The following is a 17,116-nucleotide window of genomic DNA, read 5'->3' on the forward strand; positions in this document are numbered from 1 at the left end:
CGGCCGCGTCGGCGGGACCGGCGATCAGGGCGTCCTACGGGACGCCGCCGGCGAGGGTCGGCAGCAGTTCGCTGATGTAGTTGATGAGATCGTCCGGCGTCTCGTAATCGAAGATGGCACCGGGCGATACGCGAATTCCGGTCACCGCGGAGATGCCGTTCCGGAACTCCATCGCGCTGAGCGAATCCACCCCGAGGTCTTGGAAACTCCGGCTCGGATCGATCTCGCCGGGGTCGGCATAACCGAGTGCCACCGACAGTTCGTCCAGGACCACGTCGCGGATCTTTTCCAATCGCTGTTCCGGACTCATCGCCGCCACCTCGGCCAGCAGATCGTCTTGTTCCCCGGTCGCTTCGCGGCCGTCGGGCAGGCGGGTCCGCGTGCCGCCCGGCGAGTGCCCGAACATCTCGAACATGCCCGATTTGGCGCTCGATGTCCGAAGGCGGTCCAGGTCCAGGCTCGCGACGATGGTCCGTGCCCGGTGGCCGGCGAGGGCCCGGTCGAGTCCCGCTAGTGCGTGCGCGGGGGAGATCGAGCCGATTCCCCATCTGCCGAGCCGGCCGTTGTCGGCCGCCACCAGGGCACCGCCCATTCCGGTCTCGGATTCCCAGAGGCCCCAGGCGATCGAGGTGGCCGGCAGTCCGAGAGCCCGGCGGTATTCGGCGAGACCGTCGAGGAACCCGTTCGCGGCCGCGTAACCTGCCTGTCCCGGTGTGCCGATGGCGGCGCTGAGCGAGGAACACAGGATGAAGAACTCGAGTTCGTCGCCGGCGGTCAGTTCGTGCAGATTCCACGCGCCGCCCGCCTTCGCGCCGAGGACACCGTCGAGGTCCTGTGCCGTGAGTTCATCGAACGACGAGTCCGCGAGAACTCCGGCCGCGTGCACGATCCCGACCAGGGGAGCGTCGCCGGGAATCGTGTCCAGCACCCGGCGCAGACTCGCCCGGTCGCTCACATCGCAGGCGACCGAGTCGACGACGGCCCCGTGCGAGTGCAGCTCCTCGCACAGTGACATCGAGGCGGTGGAGGTCGAACCCGTTCTGCTCACCAGCAGAATGTGCGATGCGCCCTGCTGCTCGACGAGGTGGCGGGCCAGGGCCGCACCGACGACGCCGGTGCCGCCGGTGATCAGCACCGTCCCCCGTACACCGGTGCGCAACGGACTCGGCGGAGTCGGTCTGCTCGCGCCGGCGCGCTGGATTCGGGGGGTGAGGTGGCGACCTTCGCGGATCGCCACCTGCGTGCCGCCGCGCGCACGGATCGCCTTCGAGATGACGGTGTCGTCGCCATCGTCGGTGTCTACGAGCACGATTCGGCCCGGGTATTCGTTCTGCACCGATCGCAGCAGACCCCACGTCGCTTCGCCCCCGGGATGCACTGCATCGGAGTCGATGACGTGAATCAGCTGCCGGGTGACGACCACGATCGTGTCCTGCGGGTCCGCGGACCGTAGCCGGGAGCGGAGGTCTTCGACGATGGAATGCAACCCCTCGCGCAGACCATCCGGGTCGCTGTCCCATCGCCATTCGCAGCGCAGGAGGTGTCGCGTCTGGCCCTCGCCCGAGTCGGGTAGCAGCGTCGTGGGTTTCCAGCCGACGGTGTAGACCACGTCGTCCGCGCCGACGCCGGGCAGGTCGCTCGGATCGACGGCACGCACGGTCAGCGTCGCTTCGGCGACCGACCGGCCCGCACCGTCCTCCACCACGATCTCGACCCGATGATCACCGGCGGCGCGCAGCCGCGCCCGCACGGCACGGGCTCCCAGCGCGTGGACTCGAATCCGTTCCCACGCGAACGGCAGCAGGATCTGCCCGTCGGGAACCGGAACGTCGAGGAAACCCGCCGCCTGCATCACCGCATCGAGCAACGCGGGATGAATCATGAACCGATCCGCACCGTCCGCTGCCGTCTCGGGCAGGACGGCCTCGGCGAAAACTTCACCCCCGCAGCGCCATACCGACTTCAAGCCTTGGAAGGCCGGTCCGTACCCGTACCCCCGCTCCGCGCATTCCGCGTAGAAGTCGCCGATCGAGACCGGCTCGGCGGCGACCGGCGGCCACGCCCCGGGCACGGCGGCGCCGGCGGGCTGCCCGGAGTCGGGCTCCACCACACCCAGGGCGTGGGAAGTCCAGTCCCCCTCGGCATGTTCGGGCCGGGAGAACACCTCCACCCGGCGACTGCCGTCCAGTTCCCCCGCGGCGCCGACAACGACCCGGATGTCGACCCCGACCGGGGCGGGAACCACCAGCGGCGCCTGCAACACCAGCTCCCGAACAGCCCCGCACTCGAACCGATCACCGGCGAACAACACCCACTCCGCAAGTGCCGCACCCGGTACCAGCACCACCGAACCGACCGCGTGATCACGCACCCAGCCGTTAGAGCTCAGCCGGCCGGTGAAGATCACCTCACCCGCGGACGGCGACTCCACCACCGCACCCAGAACCGCGTGATCGCAACCACGCACGCCCAGGCCGCGCGCGTCGCCCGTGGACACAGCATCCAGCCAATACCGCTTGCGCTCGAACGCGTAGGTGGGCAGGTCGACCAGCTCACCGCCGCCGATCACCGTCGACCAGTCGACGGCCACACCCGCGACGAACGCGGCAGCCACGGACTCCAGCGCACTGCTCACCGCGTCGCGCCGCCGGCGCAGCAACGACACCGCCACCGGCGCGGTGGTCGCCTCGCCGATCAGTGCGGTCAGCGCGCCCGGCCCGACCTCCAGAAACCGCGCGCCGGGATCGTGGTCGGCCACGGTCAGTACCGATTCGGCGAACCGAACCGTCCCGCGCACGTGGCGAACCCAATAGTCGTCCGCCCCATAGCCTTCCGATGCCTCGGTGTGCAGGCGTCCGTCCAGATTCGACACGATCGCGACTCTCGGCGGCGAGGCGGACACCCCGGACGTGATCGCGGCGAACCGGTCGAGCATGGGCTCCATCAGCACCGAGTGAAACGCGTGTGACACAGCAAGATTCGTGGTCTTGCGGCCCTGCTCGACCAGCCGCGCCGCGACATCCGCGACCGCGGCCGCCGGTCCCGAGATCACCACTGCGTCAGCACCGTTCACCGCCGCGAGACCGACGTCGCTGTTCTCCAGCAACGGCAGCACATCCTCCGGGCTCGCCTGCACGGCCACCATGGCCCCGCCCGCGGGCAACTCCGACATCAACCGGGCACGGCCCATCACCAGGGCCACCGCGTCCGCCAGATCCAGCACACCGGACACGTGGGCCGCGGTGATCTCGCCAAGCGAATGCCCCAGCACCACATCGGGTTCGACCCCCCACGCCGCGAGCAGAGCACACGAACTCACTTCCACGGCGAACAGGGCCGGCTGCGCGTACAGGGTGCTGTTCAAGTCCTCGGCGTCGGGACCCCACACGACTTCACGCAGTGGCCGATCCAGCATGGCGTCGCACGCCTGCGCCACGGAGTCGAACGCGGCGGCGAAAACCGGGTACCGGTCGTAGAGTTCGCGGCCCATACCGAGCCACTGCGAGCCCTGGCCGGGGAAGACGAAGACCGTTTTCCCCTCACCGGCCGCGCGCCCGACCACCACGCCGGGTGTCGGCTCACCGGCGATCAGCGCCTGCAACCGGGTCTCCAGCTCGCCGCGATCAGCGCCGATCAGCACCGCGCGATGCTCGAACACCGTGCGCCGCGCCAGCGTCGCCGCCACCGACCGCACATCCACCTCCGGATGCCGATCCAGGAACTCCCGCAACCGAACTGCCTGACCGGTCAACGCCGCGGCAGTGCGCGCCGACAACACCCACGGCATCGGGGCCGTGTCCTCACCGGTCGGCAGCTCTTCCCGCGCAGGTGACGCCGCTTGTTCGAGGATGACATGCGCGTTCGTTCCACTGATTCCGAACGAGGACACCCCCGCACGACGCGCACGACCCGCAGTCGGCCAGTCACGACCAGTGCTCAGCAATCGCACAGTGCCTGCATCCCAGTCGATCTCGCGACTCGGTTTCTCGGCGTGCAACGTCGCGGGCAGCACCCCGCGGCGCATCGACTCCACCATCTTGATCACCCCGGCCAAACCCGACGCGGCCTGCGTATGACCCATGTTCGACTTGACCGACCCCAGCCACAACGGCCGCTCGGAATCCCGGCCCTGACCGTAGGTGGCCAGCAACGCCTGCGCCTCGATCGGATCACCCAGCGCGGTCCCGGTGCCGTGCGCCTCGACAGCATCCACGTCACCGGCGGAAACACCCGCGTTCGCCCATGCCCGGCGAATCACCCGCTGCTGGGCCGGACCACTCGGTGCGGTCAAACCGTTGGAGGCCCCGTCCTGGTTGACCGCGGACCCGCGCACCACGGCCAGCACACGGTGGCCCAGCCGCACCGCGTCCGACAGCCGTTCCACCGCGATGACCGACGCTCCTTCGGCCGGGCCGAAACCGTCGGCCCCGGCCCCGAACGCCTTGCACCGGCCGTCGGCGGCAAGCCCGCGCAACTGCGAGAACTCCACCACCGTCGCCATGGAGGACCACACGGTCACACCGCCGACCAACGCCAGGGAGCACTCGTCCAGCCGCAACGCCTGCACCGCCATGTGCAATGCCACCAGCGACGACGAGCACGCGGTATCGACCGAGACCGCCGGGCCCCCCAGGCCCAGGACGTATGCCACCCGGCCCGAGGCCACGCTCAGGGCGTTCCCTTCCAGAACAGACCCCCCGTACCCGGCGGGAACCCGCTCCGCGAACCGTGCCGCGTAGTCGGTTCCCGCGATCCCGGTGTACACGCCGGTGGCCGAGCCGCGCAGCGACCGTGGGTCGATCCCCGCGTGCTCGAGCGCTTCCCACGACACCTCGAGCAGCAACCGTTGCTGGGGATCCATCACGGCAGCCTCACGCGGGCTGATGCCGAAGAATCCGGCGTCGAATTCCGTTGCCCCACTGACGAATCCGCCCTCTCGGACATACGTCTTGCCTGCCACCCCGACCTCGGGGTCGAACAGCCCTTCCACATCCCAGCCCCGGTCGTCGGGGAAGCCCGACACCACGTCCCGGCCCTGGGATACGACGTCCCACAGGTCCGCCGGGCTGGTCACCCCGCCCGGAAAGCGACAGCCCATGCCCACCACCGCGATCGGCTCGGACAACCCGCCTTCGACCTCGGCCAATCGCGACCGCAGCGACTGCAGCTCCCCCGCAGCCCGTTTCAGATAGACCCGGAGGTCATTCTCATTCGACATGACGACACTTCCTCGATCGAAAATCACATGGCTGAACACAGCGCACGGCGCTGGAAAACGAACCCGTGCCGGTGCTCGAGAGCACCGGCGGCGGTCAGGCTCCGTCGATCAGGCTGAAGAGGGAGGCGTCGTCGACCTCGTCGAGATCGGCGACCTGGTCGGGCAGACCGTCGTTGAATCTGCGTTCGATGTCCCGGATCCGGCGGAGCACCGTTCCCCTGTCCGATTCTTCGAGTTCCGCCGTGGCGAATCGTTCCTCGATGCGACTCAGCAGCTCCATCAGTTCTGCTGTGTGGTTGTCGTTTTCGGAGGTCGGGGCCGAGATCTGGGTGCGGAGATGTGTCGCGAGTGCGCGGGGAGTGGGGCGGTCGAACACGATCGTCGCGGGAATCTTCAACCCGGTCGCGGTTTGCAGACGGTTGCGGAACTCGACCGCGCTGAGCGAGTCGAAACCCAGACTCTTGAACGGCTCTTCCGGGGGAATCATGTGCGAGGTGTCATGTCCCAGCACGACCGCCGCTTGATCACGGACGAACTCCAGGGTGATTCGATCCTGTTCGGTGTCGCTGCGCCCCTGCAGCAACGCGGAGAGCGTGGACTGCTGGGTGCTGTCCTCGTTGCTGGCTCGGCGGCGGGATCTCGCGATCAGACCCGCGATCGCCGGCACCGCACCCGATTCGGCCAACGCCGCGGTATCGATCCGCGCGGGAACCACCAGCGGGTGACCGGACTCGATCGCCGCGTCGAACATCGCCAGGCCCTGCTCGGTGGTCATCGGCAGAAAGCCGCTGCGCGCCATCCGGGCCGCGTCCTGATCACCCAGATGGCCAGTCAAACCGGTCTTCTGCGCCCAGAGACCCCACGCCAACGACGTACCCGCCAAACCACTGCGCTGGCGGTGATGAGCGAGCGCGTCGAGGAATGTGTTCGCCGCCGCGTAGTTCGCCTGACCCGGGGACCCGAGAATCCCTGCCGCCGAAGAGAACATCACGAACATCGCCAGATCACCGCCGGCGGTCAATTCGTGCAGATGCCACGCCGCATCGGCCTTGGCCGCCGATACCGGTTCCCACTTGTCGGCGGTCAACGACGCGAACATACCGTCGCGCAGGACACCCGCCGTGTGCACGACGCCGGTCAGCGGATGTTGTTGCGGCACTTGCGACAACACCTCGGCCAGTGCGTCACGATCGGAGACATCGCAGGCCACCACGTCGGCATGTGCACCGAGTTCGGCCAACTCGCGCACCAGATCCAAGGCGCCGGGCGCCGCATCTCCACTGCGACTGAGCAGCAGCAGACGCCGTACCCCGTACTCCTGGACCAGATGCCGCGCGAACACCGCTCCCAGCGCCCCGGTACCACCGGTGATCAGCACCGTGCCCTGCTCGTCGAGCCGGCGGGGAACCGAGATGACGGTCTTGCCCACATGCCGGGCCTGGCTGAGGTAGCGGTAGGTCTCGGGCAGCCGGTGGACATCCCACGCGGAGGTTTCGACCGGTCGAATGTCCCCGGCGGCGAACAGCGCCAACAGCTCGCGCAGCATCTCACCCAGGTGGTCGGCACAGACGTCGATCAACACGAACGCCTGGTAGTTCACCCCCGGATGCGACCGGGCAACTTCATCCCGATCGCGGACATCGGTGCGACCCAACTCGATGAAACTGCCCCCGCGCGGCAACAGCCGCAGTGAGGCATCGGTGAGCTCGCCTGCCAGCGAATTCACCACCACATCCACACCCGCACCGCGGGTGGCGTTCAGGAACACCTCCTCGAACCGCGCATTCCGTGAGCTGGCGATGTGGTCGTCGTCGATACCCATCGACCGCAGCACCGGCCATTTGGCCGGACTCGCGGTCGCGAACACCTCCAGACCCCACAACCGCGCCAACGCGATCGCCGCCATGCCGACCCCGCCGGTCCCGGCATGGATCAGCACCCGCTGTCCCCGCTGGACCCGGGCCAGATCACGCAGCCCGTAGTACGCGGTCAGGAACACCGCCGGTACACCCGCGGCCGCGGCGAACGACCAGTCCGCCGGAATCGGCGCCACCACACGGCAATCCGCGACCGCGATCGAACCGACCCCGTCGAACACACCCATCACCCGGTCGCCCACGGCCACGTTCGTGACCCCGGAGCCCACGGCAACCACGACCCCGGCCCCTTCACCACCGATGACCGCGTCCGGATCCGGGTACATTCCCAACGCCACCAGCACATCTCGGAAGTTCACACCCACGGCGCGCACGGCGATCCGCACCTGCGTGTCCTCGAGTTCGGCGTCGACGGCCACCGGTTCGGCGACGAAGTTGTCCGCGGTGAGCGTTCCCGCACCGGCGGTACGCAATCGCCAACCACCCGAACCGATCCCGATCCGCGAGGAGGCTTCCAGGCGCACCAGCCGCGGCACCAGCACCGCGTTTCTGCGCACGGCCGCCTGCGGCTCCGCACTGGCGAGTACCGCCGCTACCGCCCGGTCGATCTCGTGCGGGTTGTCGGTGTCCACCAGCACGACACGATCGGGATACTCGTTCTGTACCGACCGCAACAGGCCCCACACACCGGCATCGACCAGACCCGACAGCGGATCGCAGCCGTCCACGGCCACCGCACCCGAGGTCACCACCACACAGCGGCCACCCGCCCGGTTCTCCTCGGCCAGCCACCCCTGAACCTGCTCCACCACGGACCACACGCCGCCCGCAGCTCGCAGTACGGTCACATCCGCAGCCGTTGCCGGATCGATCGCACCGACATCCAGGGGTTTCCAGTCGACGGTGTAGAGGACCTCTTCCTCCGCGACGCCGTGCAGATCGCTCGCGCGGACTCCCCGCACCGTCAGCATCGCCTCGGTGACCGGTCGTCCCGCACTGTCGTCCACCTGGATCTGTACCCGGTGATCACCGGCGACCCGCAGCCGTGCCCGCACGCTACGCGCACCCACGGCGTGCACCCGCACCTGTTCCCAGGTGAACGGCAACAGGATCTGCCCGTCGGGAACCGGAAGGTCGAGGAAGCCGACCGCCTGCATCACCGCGTCGAGCAGCGCCGGATGGATCACGAACTCTTCGACACCCGCCACTGCCTCCGGCAGGGTTACTTCGGCGAAAACCGCACCCGCACTGCGCCATACCGATCGCAGGCCCTGGAACACCGGACCGTACAGATACCCGCGCTCGGCACACACTTCATAGAAGTCGTCGACCGGAACGGGCTCGGCATCCGCCGGCGGCCAGACCCCGGCACCGTCGACCACGCCGTGGCCCCCACCGGCTCCGTCGGGTTCCACCACGCCGATCGCGTGTGATGCCCATGCGCCCTGCCCGTGCTCGAGCCGGGAGAACACCTCCACGCCACGACTGCCGTCCTCCTCGCCCGGGGCTCCGACGACCACCCGGATATCGACCCCGCCTCGTTCGGGGACGACCAGCGGCGCCTGCAACACCAACTCGCGCACGACTCCGCACCCGAAGCGGTCACCGGCGAACAACGCCCACTCCGCCAACGCCGCACCCGGCACCAGCACCACCGAACCCACCCGGTGGTCCTTCACCCAGCCGTGACTGCCCACACCGACCCGACCGGTGAACACCACCTCACCCGAAGACGGCGACTCCACCACCGCACCCAGAAACGCGTGGTCACAACCACTTACGCCCAAACCGCGCACGTCACCGGCAGAAACAGCGTCCAGCCAATACCGCCTGCGCTCGAATGCGTACGGGGGCAGTTCCGCCAACTCACCCCCGCCCACCACCACGGACCAGTCCACGGCCACACCCGCGACGAACGCGGCGGCAACGGACTCCAGCGCACTGCTCACCGCGTCACGATTCCGGCGCAACAGGGACACCGTTACCGGCGCGGTGGTCGCCGCACTGATCAGCGCGCTCAGCGCGGCCGGTCCGACCTCGAGCACCCGCGCGGCGGGATCGTGCGCGGCCAGGGTCTGTATCGATTCGGCGAACCGGACCGTCTCACGCACGTGGCGAACCCAATAGTCGCCCGCCCCATAAGCTTCCGAGTTCTCGGCGTGCAGGTGACCGTCGCGATTCGACACGATCGCGATCCCGGGCGGGGAAATCGACACCCGCGCGGCGATTCCGGCGAACTGCTCGAGCACGGGTTCCATCAGGATCGAGTGAAACGCGTGCGAGACAGCGAGTTTCGTGGTCTTGTGCCCTTGCTCGCCGAGCCGCGCCGCGATATCGGTGACCGCGTCCCCGGGCCCGGAGATGACCACCGCGCCGGGACCGTTCACCGCCGCGAGATCGACGTCGCTGCCCGCCAGGAACGGCTCGACATCGGCGGGATCCGCCTGCACGGCCACCATGGCCCCGCCCGCGGGCAACTCCGACATCAACCGGGCGCGGCCCATCACCAGGGCCACCGCGTCCGCCAGATCCAGCACACCGGCCACGTGGGCCGCGGTGATCTCACCCAGCGAATGTCCCAGCACCACATCCGGTTTCACGCCCCACTCCGCGAGCAGAGCGGACAGTCCCACCTCGACCGCGAACAAGGCCGGCTGCGCGTACAGGGTGCTGTTCAGATCTTCGGCGTCGGAGCCCCACACGACCTCACGCAACGAGCGATCCAGCATCGCGTCGCACGCCTGCGCCACCGTGTCGAACGCGGCGGCGAAAACCGGGTACCGGTCGTAGAGTTCACGGCCCATACCGAGCTGCTGGGAGCCTTGGCCCGGGAAGATGAACACCGTCTTGCCCTCACCGGACACCCGCCCCACCAGCACGCCCGACGCGGACTCACCCGCGATCAACGCCTGCAATCGGGTCTCCAGCTCGCTGCGATCGGCGCCGATCAGCACCGCGCGATGCTCGAACACCGTGCGCCGCGCCAGCGTCGTTGCCACCGACCGTGCGTCCACCTCCGGATGCCGATCCAGGAACTCCCGCAACCGAACTGCCTGAGCGATCAATGCCGTCGCGCTACGAGCCGACAACACCCACGGCACCACCCCACCGTCGGCCGGCCGGTCCTGCGGGGCCACCGGCTCCGGCGCCTGTTCCAGGATGACGTGCGCGTTCGTACCGCTGATACCGAACGACGAGACACCTGCGCGACGCGCACGACCCGACACGGGCCAGTCACGATTGGCGCTCAGCAACCGCACGGTGCCCGCGTCCCAATCGATCTCGCGACTCGGTTCCTCGGCATGCAACGTCGCCGGCAGCACCCCCCGGCGCATCGCCTCGACCATTTTGATCACGCCGGCCAGCCCCGCAGCGGCCTGCGTATGTCCCATGTTCGATTTCACCGATCCCAGCCACAGCGGCCGCTCGGCGTCCCGGCCCTGACCGTAGGTGGCCAGCAACGCCTGGGCCTCGATGGGATCACCAAGGGGCGTCCCGGTGCCGTGCGCCTCGACAACATCCACGTCGCCACCGGAGATACCGGCATTGGCCCATGCCCGGCGAATTACTCGCTGCTGGGCCGGACCACTCGGTGCGGTCAAACCGTTCGACGCACCGTCCTGGTTGACCGCGGACCCGCGCACCACGGCCAGCACACGATGACCCAGCCGAATCGCGTCCGACAGCCGTTCCACCGCGATGACCGACGCTCCTTCGGCCGGGCCGAAACCATCGGCCCCGGCGCCGAACGCCTTGCACCGGCCATCAGCGGCCAGACCACGCAACTGCGAGAACTCCACCACCATCGCCATCGACGACCACACGGTCACGCCACCGACCAACGCCAGCGAGCACTCCCCCAGCCGCAAGCCCTGCACCGCCATGTGCAATGCCACCAGCGACGACGAGCACGCGGTATCCACCGAAACCGCCGGGCCCTCCAGGCCCAAAACGTATGCCACCCGGCCCGAGGCCACACTCAGCGCGTTCCCCTCGCCCACGAACCCGCCGAACCCGGCGGGAGCCCGGTATCCGAACCGCGCGGCGTAGTCGGTACCCGCGATTCCCGTGTACACCCCGGTGGTCGACCCGCGCAGCGACCGCGGGTCGATCCCCGCGTGCTCGAGCGCTTCCCACGACACCTCCAGCAGCAACCGCTGCTGCGGATCCATCGCCGACGCCTCACGTGGACTGATACCGAAGAACCCGGCATCGAAATCCGCGGCCCCACTGACAAATCCGCCCCCGCGCACATATGTCTTGCCGGCCACCCCCACCTCGGGATCGAACAACCCCTCGAATTCCAGGCCCCGGTCCTCGGGGAACCCCGACACCACGTCCCGGCCCTGGGATACGACGTCCCACAGGTCCGCCGGGCTCGTTACGCCGCCCGGAAAACGACATCCCATGCCCACCACCGCGATCGGCTCGGACAGTCCGGCTTCGACCTCGGCCAACTGCGATCGCAACGACTGCGCTTCGAACAGCGACTTGCGCAGTGCTTCGGTGAGACGTTCTTCAGTTGCCATCGGTGGCCCTCACTGATTCGGGATTCGACTCTGACGGATTTCGTGACGGATCGGCCAGGGCCGACCGCGTGGGGATGGGCTCGCGCCCCGCTGCGGATCCCGGCGCCGCGTGCGCTGTCGACTTCCAATTCATCGCGGTGTCCCGATAGCCGCGGTAGTCGGCCTCGAACCGCTCGAACGCGGGATGCAATACCGGCTCGAAAGCCAGCCCGTACGGCTTGGGGTAGTTGTTGAAGATCGAGCGATCGGCGCAGATGTGCGCCGCAATGCCGAGCAGCGCCCATTCCCAGCCGAAGACGAGGATGTAGGCGGTGATCACCAGGCCCTGCGTGACGGCGCTGTGCATGACGTTGTACAGCACGAAGTACGCGCGGTGGATGTTGCCATCCGCGCTGCGGCGGTAGGCCCACATCCCCGGGGCCGTGCCCACGAGGTCGATGTACCAGAAGAACGCCAGGGCGTGCCACACATCGAGGTCGCTCCAGTTGACCAGCATCAGAAGCGCGCACGCGACGAAGCCGAGACCGTATTCGAGGCGCGCGTGCAACACGGTCGCGGGGGTGAAGAAGTGATTGGCCGTATCCATCGCGGGCCCTCAGCCGCGCGGGTTCGCGGTCGCCGGGTCGCCCTCGATCACGGTGCCGCCGAACAGTTTCGACACGATCTCGGACATGGCGTATCGGAGCACCCGCAGCGCGACCGGATTCACGATCGACTCCATGCTCGGAACTCCGAAGTCGAACTCGGCCGTGAAGGTGAGGATCAGGCCGTTCTCGTCCTCGTCGACGCGCCACGCACCGTCGAAAACATCGAAGTCGCCGTCGATCTGGGTGAACTCGATGGTGCAGGTGTCGTCGTCGTAGGAGTCTTCCTCACTCCAGCTCAGAATTCCGTTGCGGAAGTAGATCTCCCAGTGGGTGAGCGCCGAATTCGGCCGGGAGCCGATTTCCGTCCGCACCGACTTCACTTGCTCCGGAGCGTATTTGACGTAGACCTCACCGTCTTTGAGTCGCTCGTAGACCTCTCGCCGCGTCCAGCCGGACACCGCCGACCGCACCTGCACCGCCTGCATGGATTACACCTGCCCATTGTCGAGTTGGAATGTCGCCGGCGTCAGTGACGCGAAGCTGCGCTCCACCGCCCGTTCGATCTGCGTGATCTCCGAGTCTGTGATCACCGCCGGCGGGGTGAAGCGAATGACCGTCGGACAGTTGATGGAGTGATTGACGATGACCCCGTTCTCGACCAGCCCGAGCACCATTTCGCCCGCGTATCCGCCATCGGCGAACTCGATCCCGATCAGCAGCCCCGCGCCCCGGATCTCGCGCACCACACCTTCGGGTGCGAAACGCGCTGCGGCCCGGAAGCTTTCCAGCAGTCGTTTGCCGATCCTGGCCGCTTCATCGACCACGTTGTAGATCGACAGGGCTTCGATCGCCGCCAAGGCGGCCGCCGCGGTGACGGGCGCGCCACTGAACGTCGACTGATGGAGGAACGGATCCTTTTCGAAGGGTGCGTAGGCGTGCTCGGTCGCTACGACCGCCGCCACCGGGATCACGCCGCCGGACAGTGTCTTGCCGACGAGCAACACATCGGGTCGCACGGACGTGCCCTCGATCGCCCACGATTTGCCCACTCTGCCCATGCCCGTGAGGATTTCGTCGACGACGAGGAACGCACCGAACTCCGTGCACGCGGCCTGAACCCCGTCGAGAAATCCGGGGCTCGGGATGATCACGCCGGCTTCGCCCTGAATGGGTTCGAGGATGACGCAGGCGGGCGGACCGTCACGCAACGCGGCGCGCAGTGCCTCGACGTCATCGAACGGCACCACCTCGACATCGGCCAGCAGTGGGGTGAACGGCTTCTGATACACCGGCCTGGCGCTGACGCTGAGGGCGCCGATCGTGCGCCCGTGGTAGCCGTTGGTCATCGTGACGACGCGCCGAAACCCATGGATGCGTGCGAGTTTGAGGGCGGTTTCGGTCGCCTCGGCGCCGGAACACGTGAAGTAGACCTTGCTCAACCCCGGCGGGGCGATGTCGACGAGCGCCTCGGCGGCCTGGGCCACCCGGCCCTCGATGAAGAGCCGAGCCGACAGCGGATGCCGCTGCACCTGTTCGACCACGGCCGCCACCACGTGCGGGTTCGTGGCGCCCAGCAGAAAGACGCCGTACCCGGAGCAGTTCACGTACGGGGTGTCGGACTCGTCGAAGACCAGCGCCCCGTGCGAACGCCGCTCCACCTGCCCGCCGAAGATTCGGGACAGTGCGACGAGTTTGCTCCCGAGGTAGCGCGAATAAGTTTCGCGCACGCCTGTTCCACTGACCGGCGACGAGTTGTCGGTGTTGCGCTGCATGCGAATTCCCCACTGCTGATTACGTGATCGAAATGGGCCGGCCCAGAAACGAACCCTCGAGTTCGCTCACCATCGAGTTCCGGGACGGCGGATGCAAGGCCAGGGCGTGCGTCGCGGCGGCCAGGTAGCTGATGGCGGGATTGGTGATGTATTCGATGCCGCCGAGGTTCTCCACGACGCTGCCGACCGTGCGAACGATCGCGTCCTGGGCGGCGTATCGCGCGATGAGCGCTCGTCCCAGCCGATCCGACCGATCCTCGGGATCGTCGATCGCACAGGCGACGCTTTCCAGCGACAGCATGGTCGCCGCCATCGCGCCCGCGGCCGCCGTCCGCGCGTGCGCGGTTCCTTTGCCGGTTTCCAGGAGGCGATCCACCAGCGTGCTCGCCATACCCACGTAGGCGGCGGTGATCAGCAGGGTGAACCAGGTCAGGCCGGTGGCCTCCAGCTCTTCGATGGTGACGCCGATGCCTTCGGCCGGCTTCATGACCAGTTCGTCCGGCACCTCGACGTCGGTGAGGATCACCTCGTCGCTCTCGGCCGCCCGCAGCACCGGGGAATTCCAGAACGGCCGCACCGAGATGCCGTCCATGGTCGATGGAATGACCAGGACGCCGATCTCCGGTTCGCCGTCCTCGCTGAGCAACGACACGCTCGCCGACATGAGGTCCATCGATCGAGAAAGGCTGCACGGCTTCTTCGACCCGTTGACGACCCAGTGCGCGCCCTCGCGGCGAGCGGTCATCGTGGGCGACAGAAAACCCTGCCCGGACCGCCCCTCGGCGAACCCCGACGACATGAACAGGCCGTCATTGGCCACCGCGTCGAGGACCATCCATTCCACACCGTCGAAATGCTCTTCGATGGAGTTCAGCGCCGCGACCGAGAAATTGTGCATCGTGGCCGCGACCGCCAGGGACGGCGCGATGGATCCGATCGCACGCGTGCAATGCAGCGCTTGATACGCCGAGGCCCCCAGTCCGCCGTGGCGGCCGGCGACCAGCAGGCCGGTCGCGCCGGACTCGCGATAGATCCCGAGTCCTATCGAGCTGTCGGCTTCCAGGCTGTTGAAATCGGTTCCGGCGAGGCTTTTGCCCAGACCGGGCACCACATCTTCGAGGATCTGCAGGGACTCACGGGTGCTGACCACTGACCGTGCTCCTTATCGATTCGCCGGGGCCGAGACTCGGCTGTCCGGTGTGCTTTCCGAGGTACTCAGCCGCACGAAAACCGATTCCCTCGGTTCAACCGCCGACGCGATGCTGATCGCCTGTAGATGGCTGGTTCGCAGGATGGGGAAGTGAGCTTCACCGAACGGGCCGCCGGTCAGTCCGGTGCCGCCGTGGGTGGGTAGTCCGGGCGCCTGCGAGATGTGGCTGTCGTTGATCTTCAAGAAGCCGCCGTTACGCAGTCGGCGACAGAAGGTTTCGATGAGATCGGGGTCCCGGATCCACGCGGAGTTCCGGAGCCCGAATCGGTTCGCGTTCATGAAGTCGACGCAGGCTTCGAACAGCCCCTGCTGCGTACCGTCGGCGTCGGTGTCCGCGCCGACGACGACAATGGGCAGCAGCGGGAAGAAGGTCTCCTCGCGCACGACATCCAGCGTGTCGGCCAGCTTCAAGCCCTCGATCCGCAACACCGTCGGGTCGATGAAATATCCGGTCGGGCTTGGTGTTCCGTCTATTTCGAGACGACCGCCGCCACACAGCAGACGAGCGCCGGCATCCATGGCTCCGGCGAGCATCGAATCGAACTCGAGCGACTTCATCACCGGCGACAGCAGCGAACCCTCGTCCTCGGGATAGCCCGGACGGATTCGGCGAACCACCTGAATGAGTTTGTCCAGCAACGTATCCGCAATTGCCTCGTGGACGATCACGTACTTGGGCACCATGCAAATCTGAGTGGAGCCGTAGAAACACTCCGACAGCGCGGTGACCGCCAGATCTATCTCGGCGTCCGACCAGACCAGGACGCCGTCGTTCCCGGCGAGCTCCAGGATCGCCTTCTTGCCGCGCGTATGCCAGCGATTTCCGATCTCGATGCCGCGAATGGAGTCGCCGAAGTACATCAGATCGTCGATATCATCGGACTCGAGCCAACTGTCGAGCACCTCGTTCGGCGCGGCACAGATCACGTTGGCCGTGCCCGCCGGCGCTTTCATCTCGCGCAGCACCGGATCGACGATCTCACGCCAGAACCACGCCGTCGCCAGCGGTGCGCTGCGCGGCGCTTTGACGACAACGGTATTGCCGACAATCAATGCGCCGAGAGCGATCAGGGAATTCGCCGCGGGCGCATTGTGCGGTGGATGCACGGCGACGACGCCATCCGGTTTGCGCACCAATCTGAGCTCCCGGCCGCCCGCGGTGCTGACTTCGGCCAGTTGTTTGCGGGCGCGCCACAGATTCGCCTCCGATGTCATCTCGACGGCGCTGCCTACTTCCCAGACGGCCAACTGCCGGGGGTGGCCCTCCGCTACAAGCATTTCCGTGAATTCATCGGCGCGCGCACGAATACGATCGCCCACCGCCGACGCCACTGCGAGACGTTCCTCGGCAGACCAATTCGACCATTCCGAGAATGCCGCCTTCGCGGCCGCGGCGGCATCGCGCACCTGTTCCATGGAACTCAGACCCACGCGGCCCACGACGCGCTCGTCGTCGCAATCGGCGATGATTCCTCGATCGAGGCTGCGCTTCAATTTCAACGCGGATATTTCGTCTCGCAGCAGTGCACTCGCACGAATTGCGTGTAGCCACCTACTGTGATCCGCGTCCCGGCCGTCGATCAACGACGGGTAACTCTTCATAGCGGATAGGTCCTTTCGAACGCATTGCAGTCCGGCGTAGACCGGAATTCCGCGGCGGATCGCTCCGAGCACCAGCGCTCCGGAAAAAGCTATGACAGCGGCGTATTCGCGTCAACGCGTCCGTCTGCCGCTCCAGCCACGCGGGAATCGCGCTGCCGCACTGTTCGATACACCGGGCCGCGACACAGCCGGGGGGCGGTTGCGGGAGATACACGAAGCGCGCTCGAGTGGCGCTGCGGGCGGGTCGGCAGTGCACGCCGCAGCGAACCATGACCGGCCGCGAATAGGTCGCCTACCTTGTGCAACCCAGACTTGAACAGT

At 67.5% G+C, this 17,116-nt stretch carries 7 protein-coding genes; all 7 read right to left on the reverse strand.

The genetic code is table 11. The features are described 5' to 3' along the window. Positions 1-34 precede the first annotated feature (34 nt). The 7 genes from ABZ319_RS01170 to ABZ319_RS01200 all read right to left on the reverse strand — a co-directional run bounded on the left by ABZ319_RS01170 (position 35) and on the right by ABZ319_RS01200 (position 16,795). A complete protein-coding gene (locus ABZ319_RS01170; protein WP_354984252.1) occupies positions 35-5,218 on the reverse strand; it encodes a type I polyketide synthase in 5,184 nt (1,727 codons plus the stop codon). A 94-nt stretch (positions 5,219-5,312) separates the two neighbouring features. Beyond that, positions 5,313-11,624: a type I polyketide synthase gene (locus ABZ319_RS01175; RefSeq protein ID WP_354984253.1), complete on the reverse strand. Its 6,312-nt coding sequence runs from the start codon at positions 11,622-11,624 to the stop codon at positions 5,313-5,315. After that, entirely contained in the window at positions 11,614-12,210 is a 597-nt protein-coding gene (locus ABZ319_RS01180) for a hypothetical protein (RefSeq protein ID WP_354984254.1), read from the reverse strand. The genes ABZ319_RS01175 and ABZ319_RS01180 overlap by 11 nt, the downstream gene beginning before the upstream one ends. Before the next feature lie 9 nt (positions 12,211-12,219). After that, on the reverse strand, positions 12,220-12,696 hold the full coding sequence (locus ABZ319_RS01185; protein WP_354984255.1) for an SRPBCC family protein: 477 nt from the start codon (positions 12,694-12,696) through the stop codon (positions 12,220-12,222). Between the two features lie 3 nt (positions 12,697-12,699). Beyond that, positions 12,700-13,983 carry an aminotransferase class III-fold pyridoxal phosphate-dependent enzyme gene (locus tag ABZ319_RS01190; protein WP_354984256.1) on the reverse strand — a complete coding sequence of 428 codons (1,284 nt, stop codon included), beginning with the start codon at positions 13,981-13,983 and terminating at the stop codon, positions 12,700-12,702. 19 nt (positions 13,984-14,002) lie between these two features. Then, entirely contained in the window at positions 14,003-15,133 is a 1,131-nt protein-coding gene (locus ABZ319_RS01195; RefSeq protein WP_354984257.1) for an acyl-CoA dehydrogenase family protein, read from the reverse strand. Between the two features lie 12 nt (positions 15,134-15,145). Next, on the reverse strand, positions 15,146-16,795 hold the full coding sequence (locus ABZ319_RS01200) for an aldehyde dehydrogenase family protein (protein WP_354984258.1): 1,650 nt from the start codon (positions 16,793-16,795) through the stop codon (positions 15,146-15,148). Positions 16,796-17,116: the final 321 nt, after the last annotated feature.

Origin of the sequence: Nocardia sp. NPDC005978, from assembly GCF_040614455.1 — a bacterium.
In the GTDB taxonomy this organism is placed as follows: domain Bacteria; phylum Actinomycetota; class Actinomycetes; order Mycobacteriales; family Mycobacteriaceae; genus Nocardia.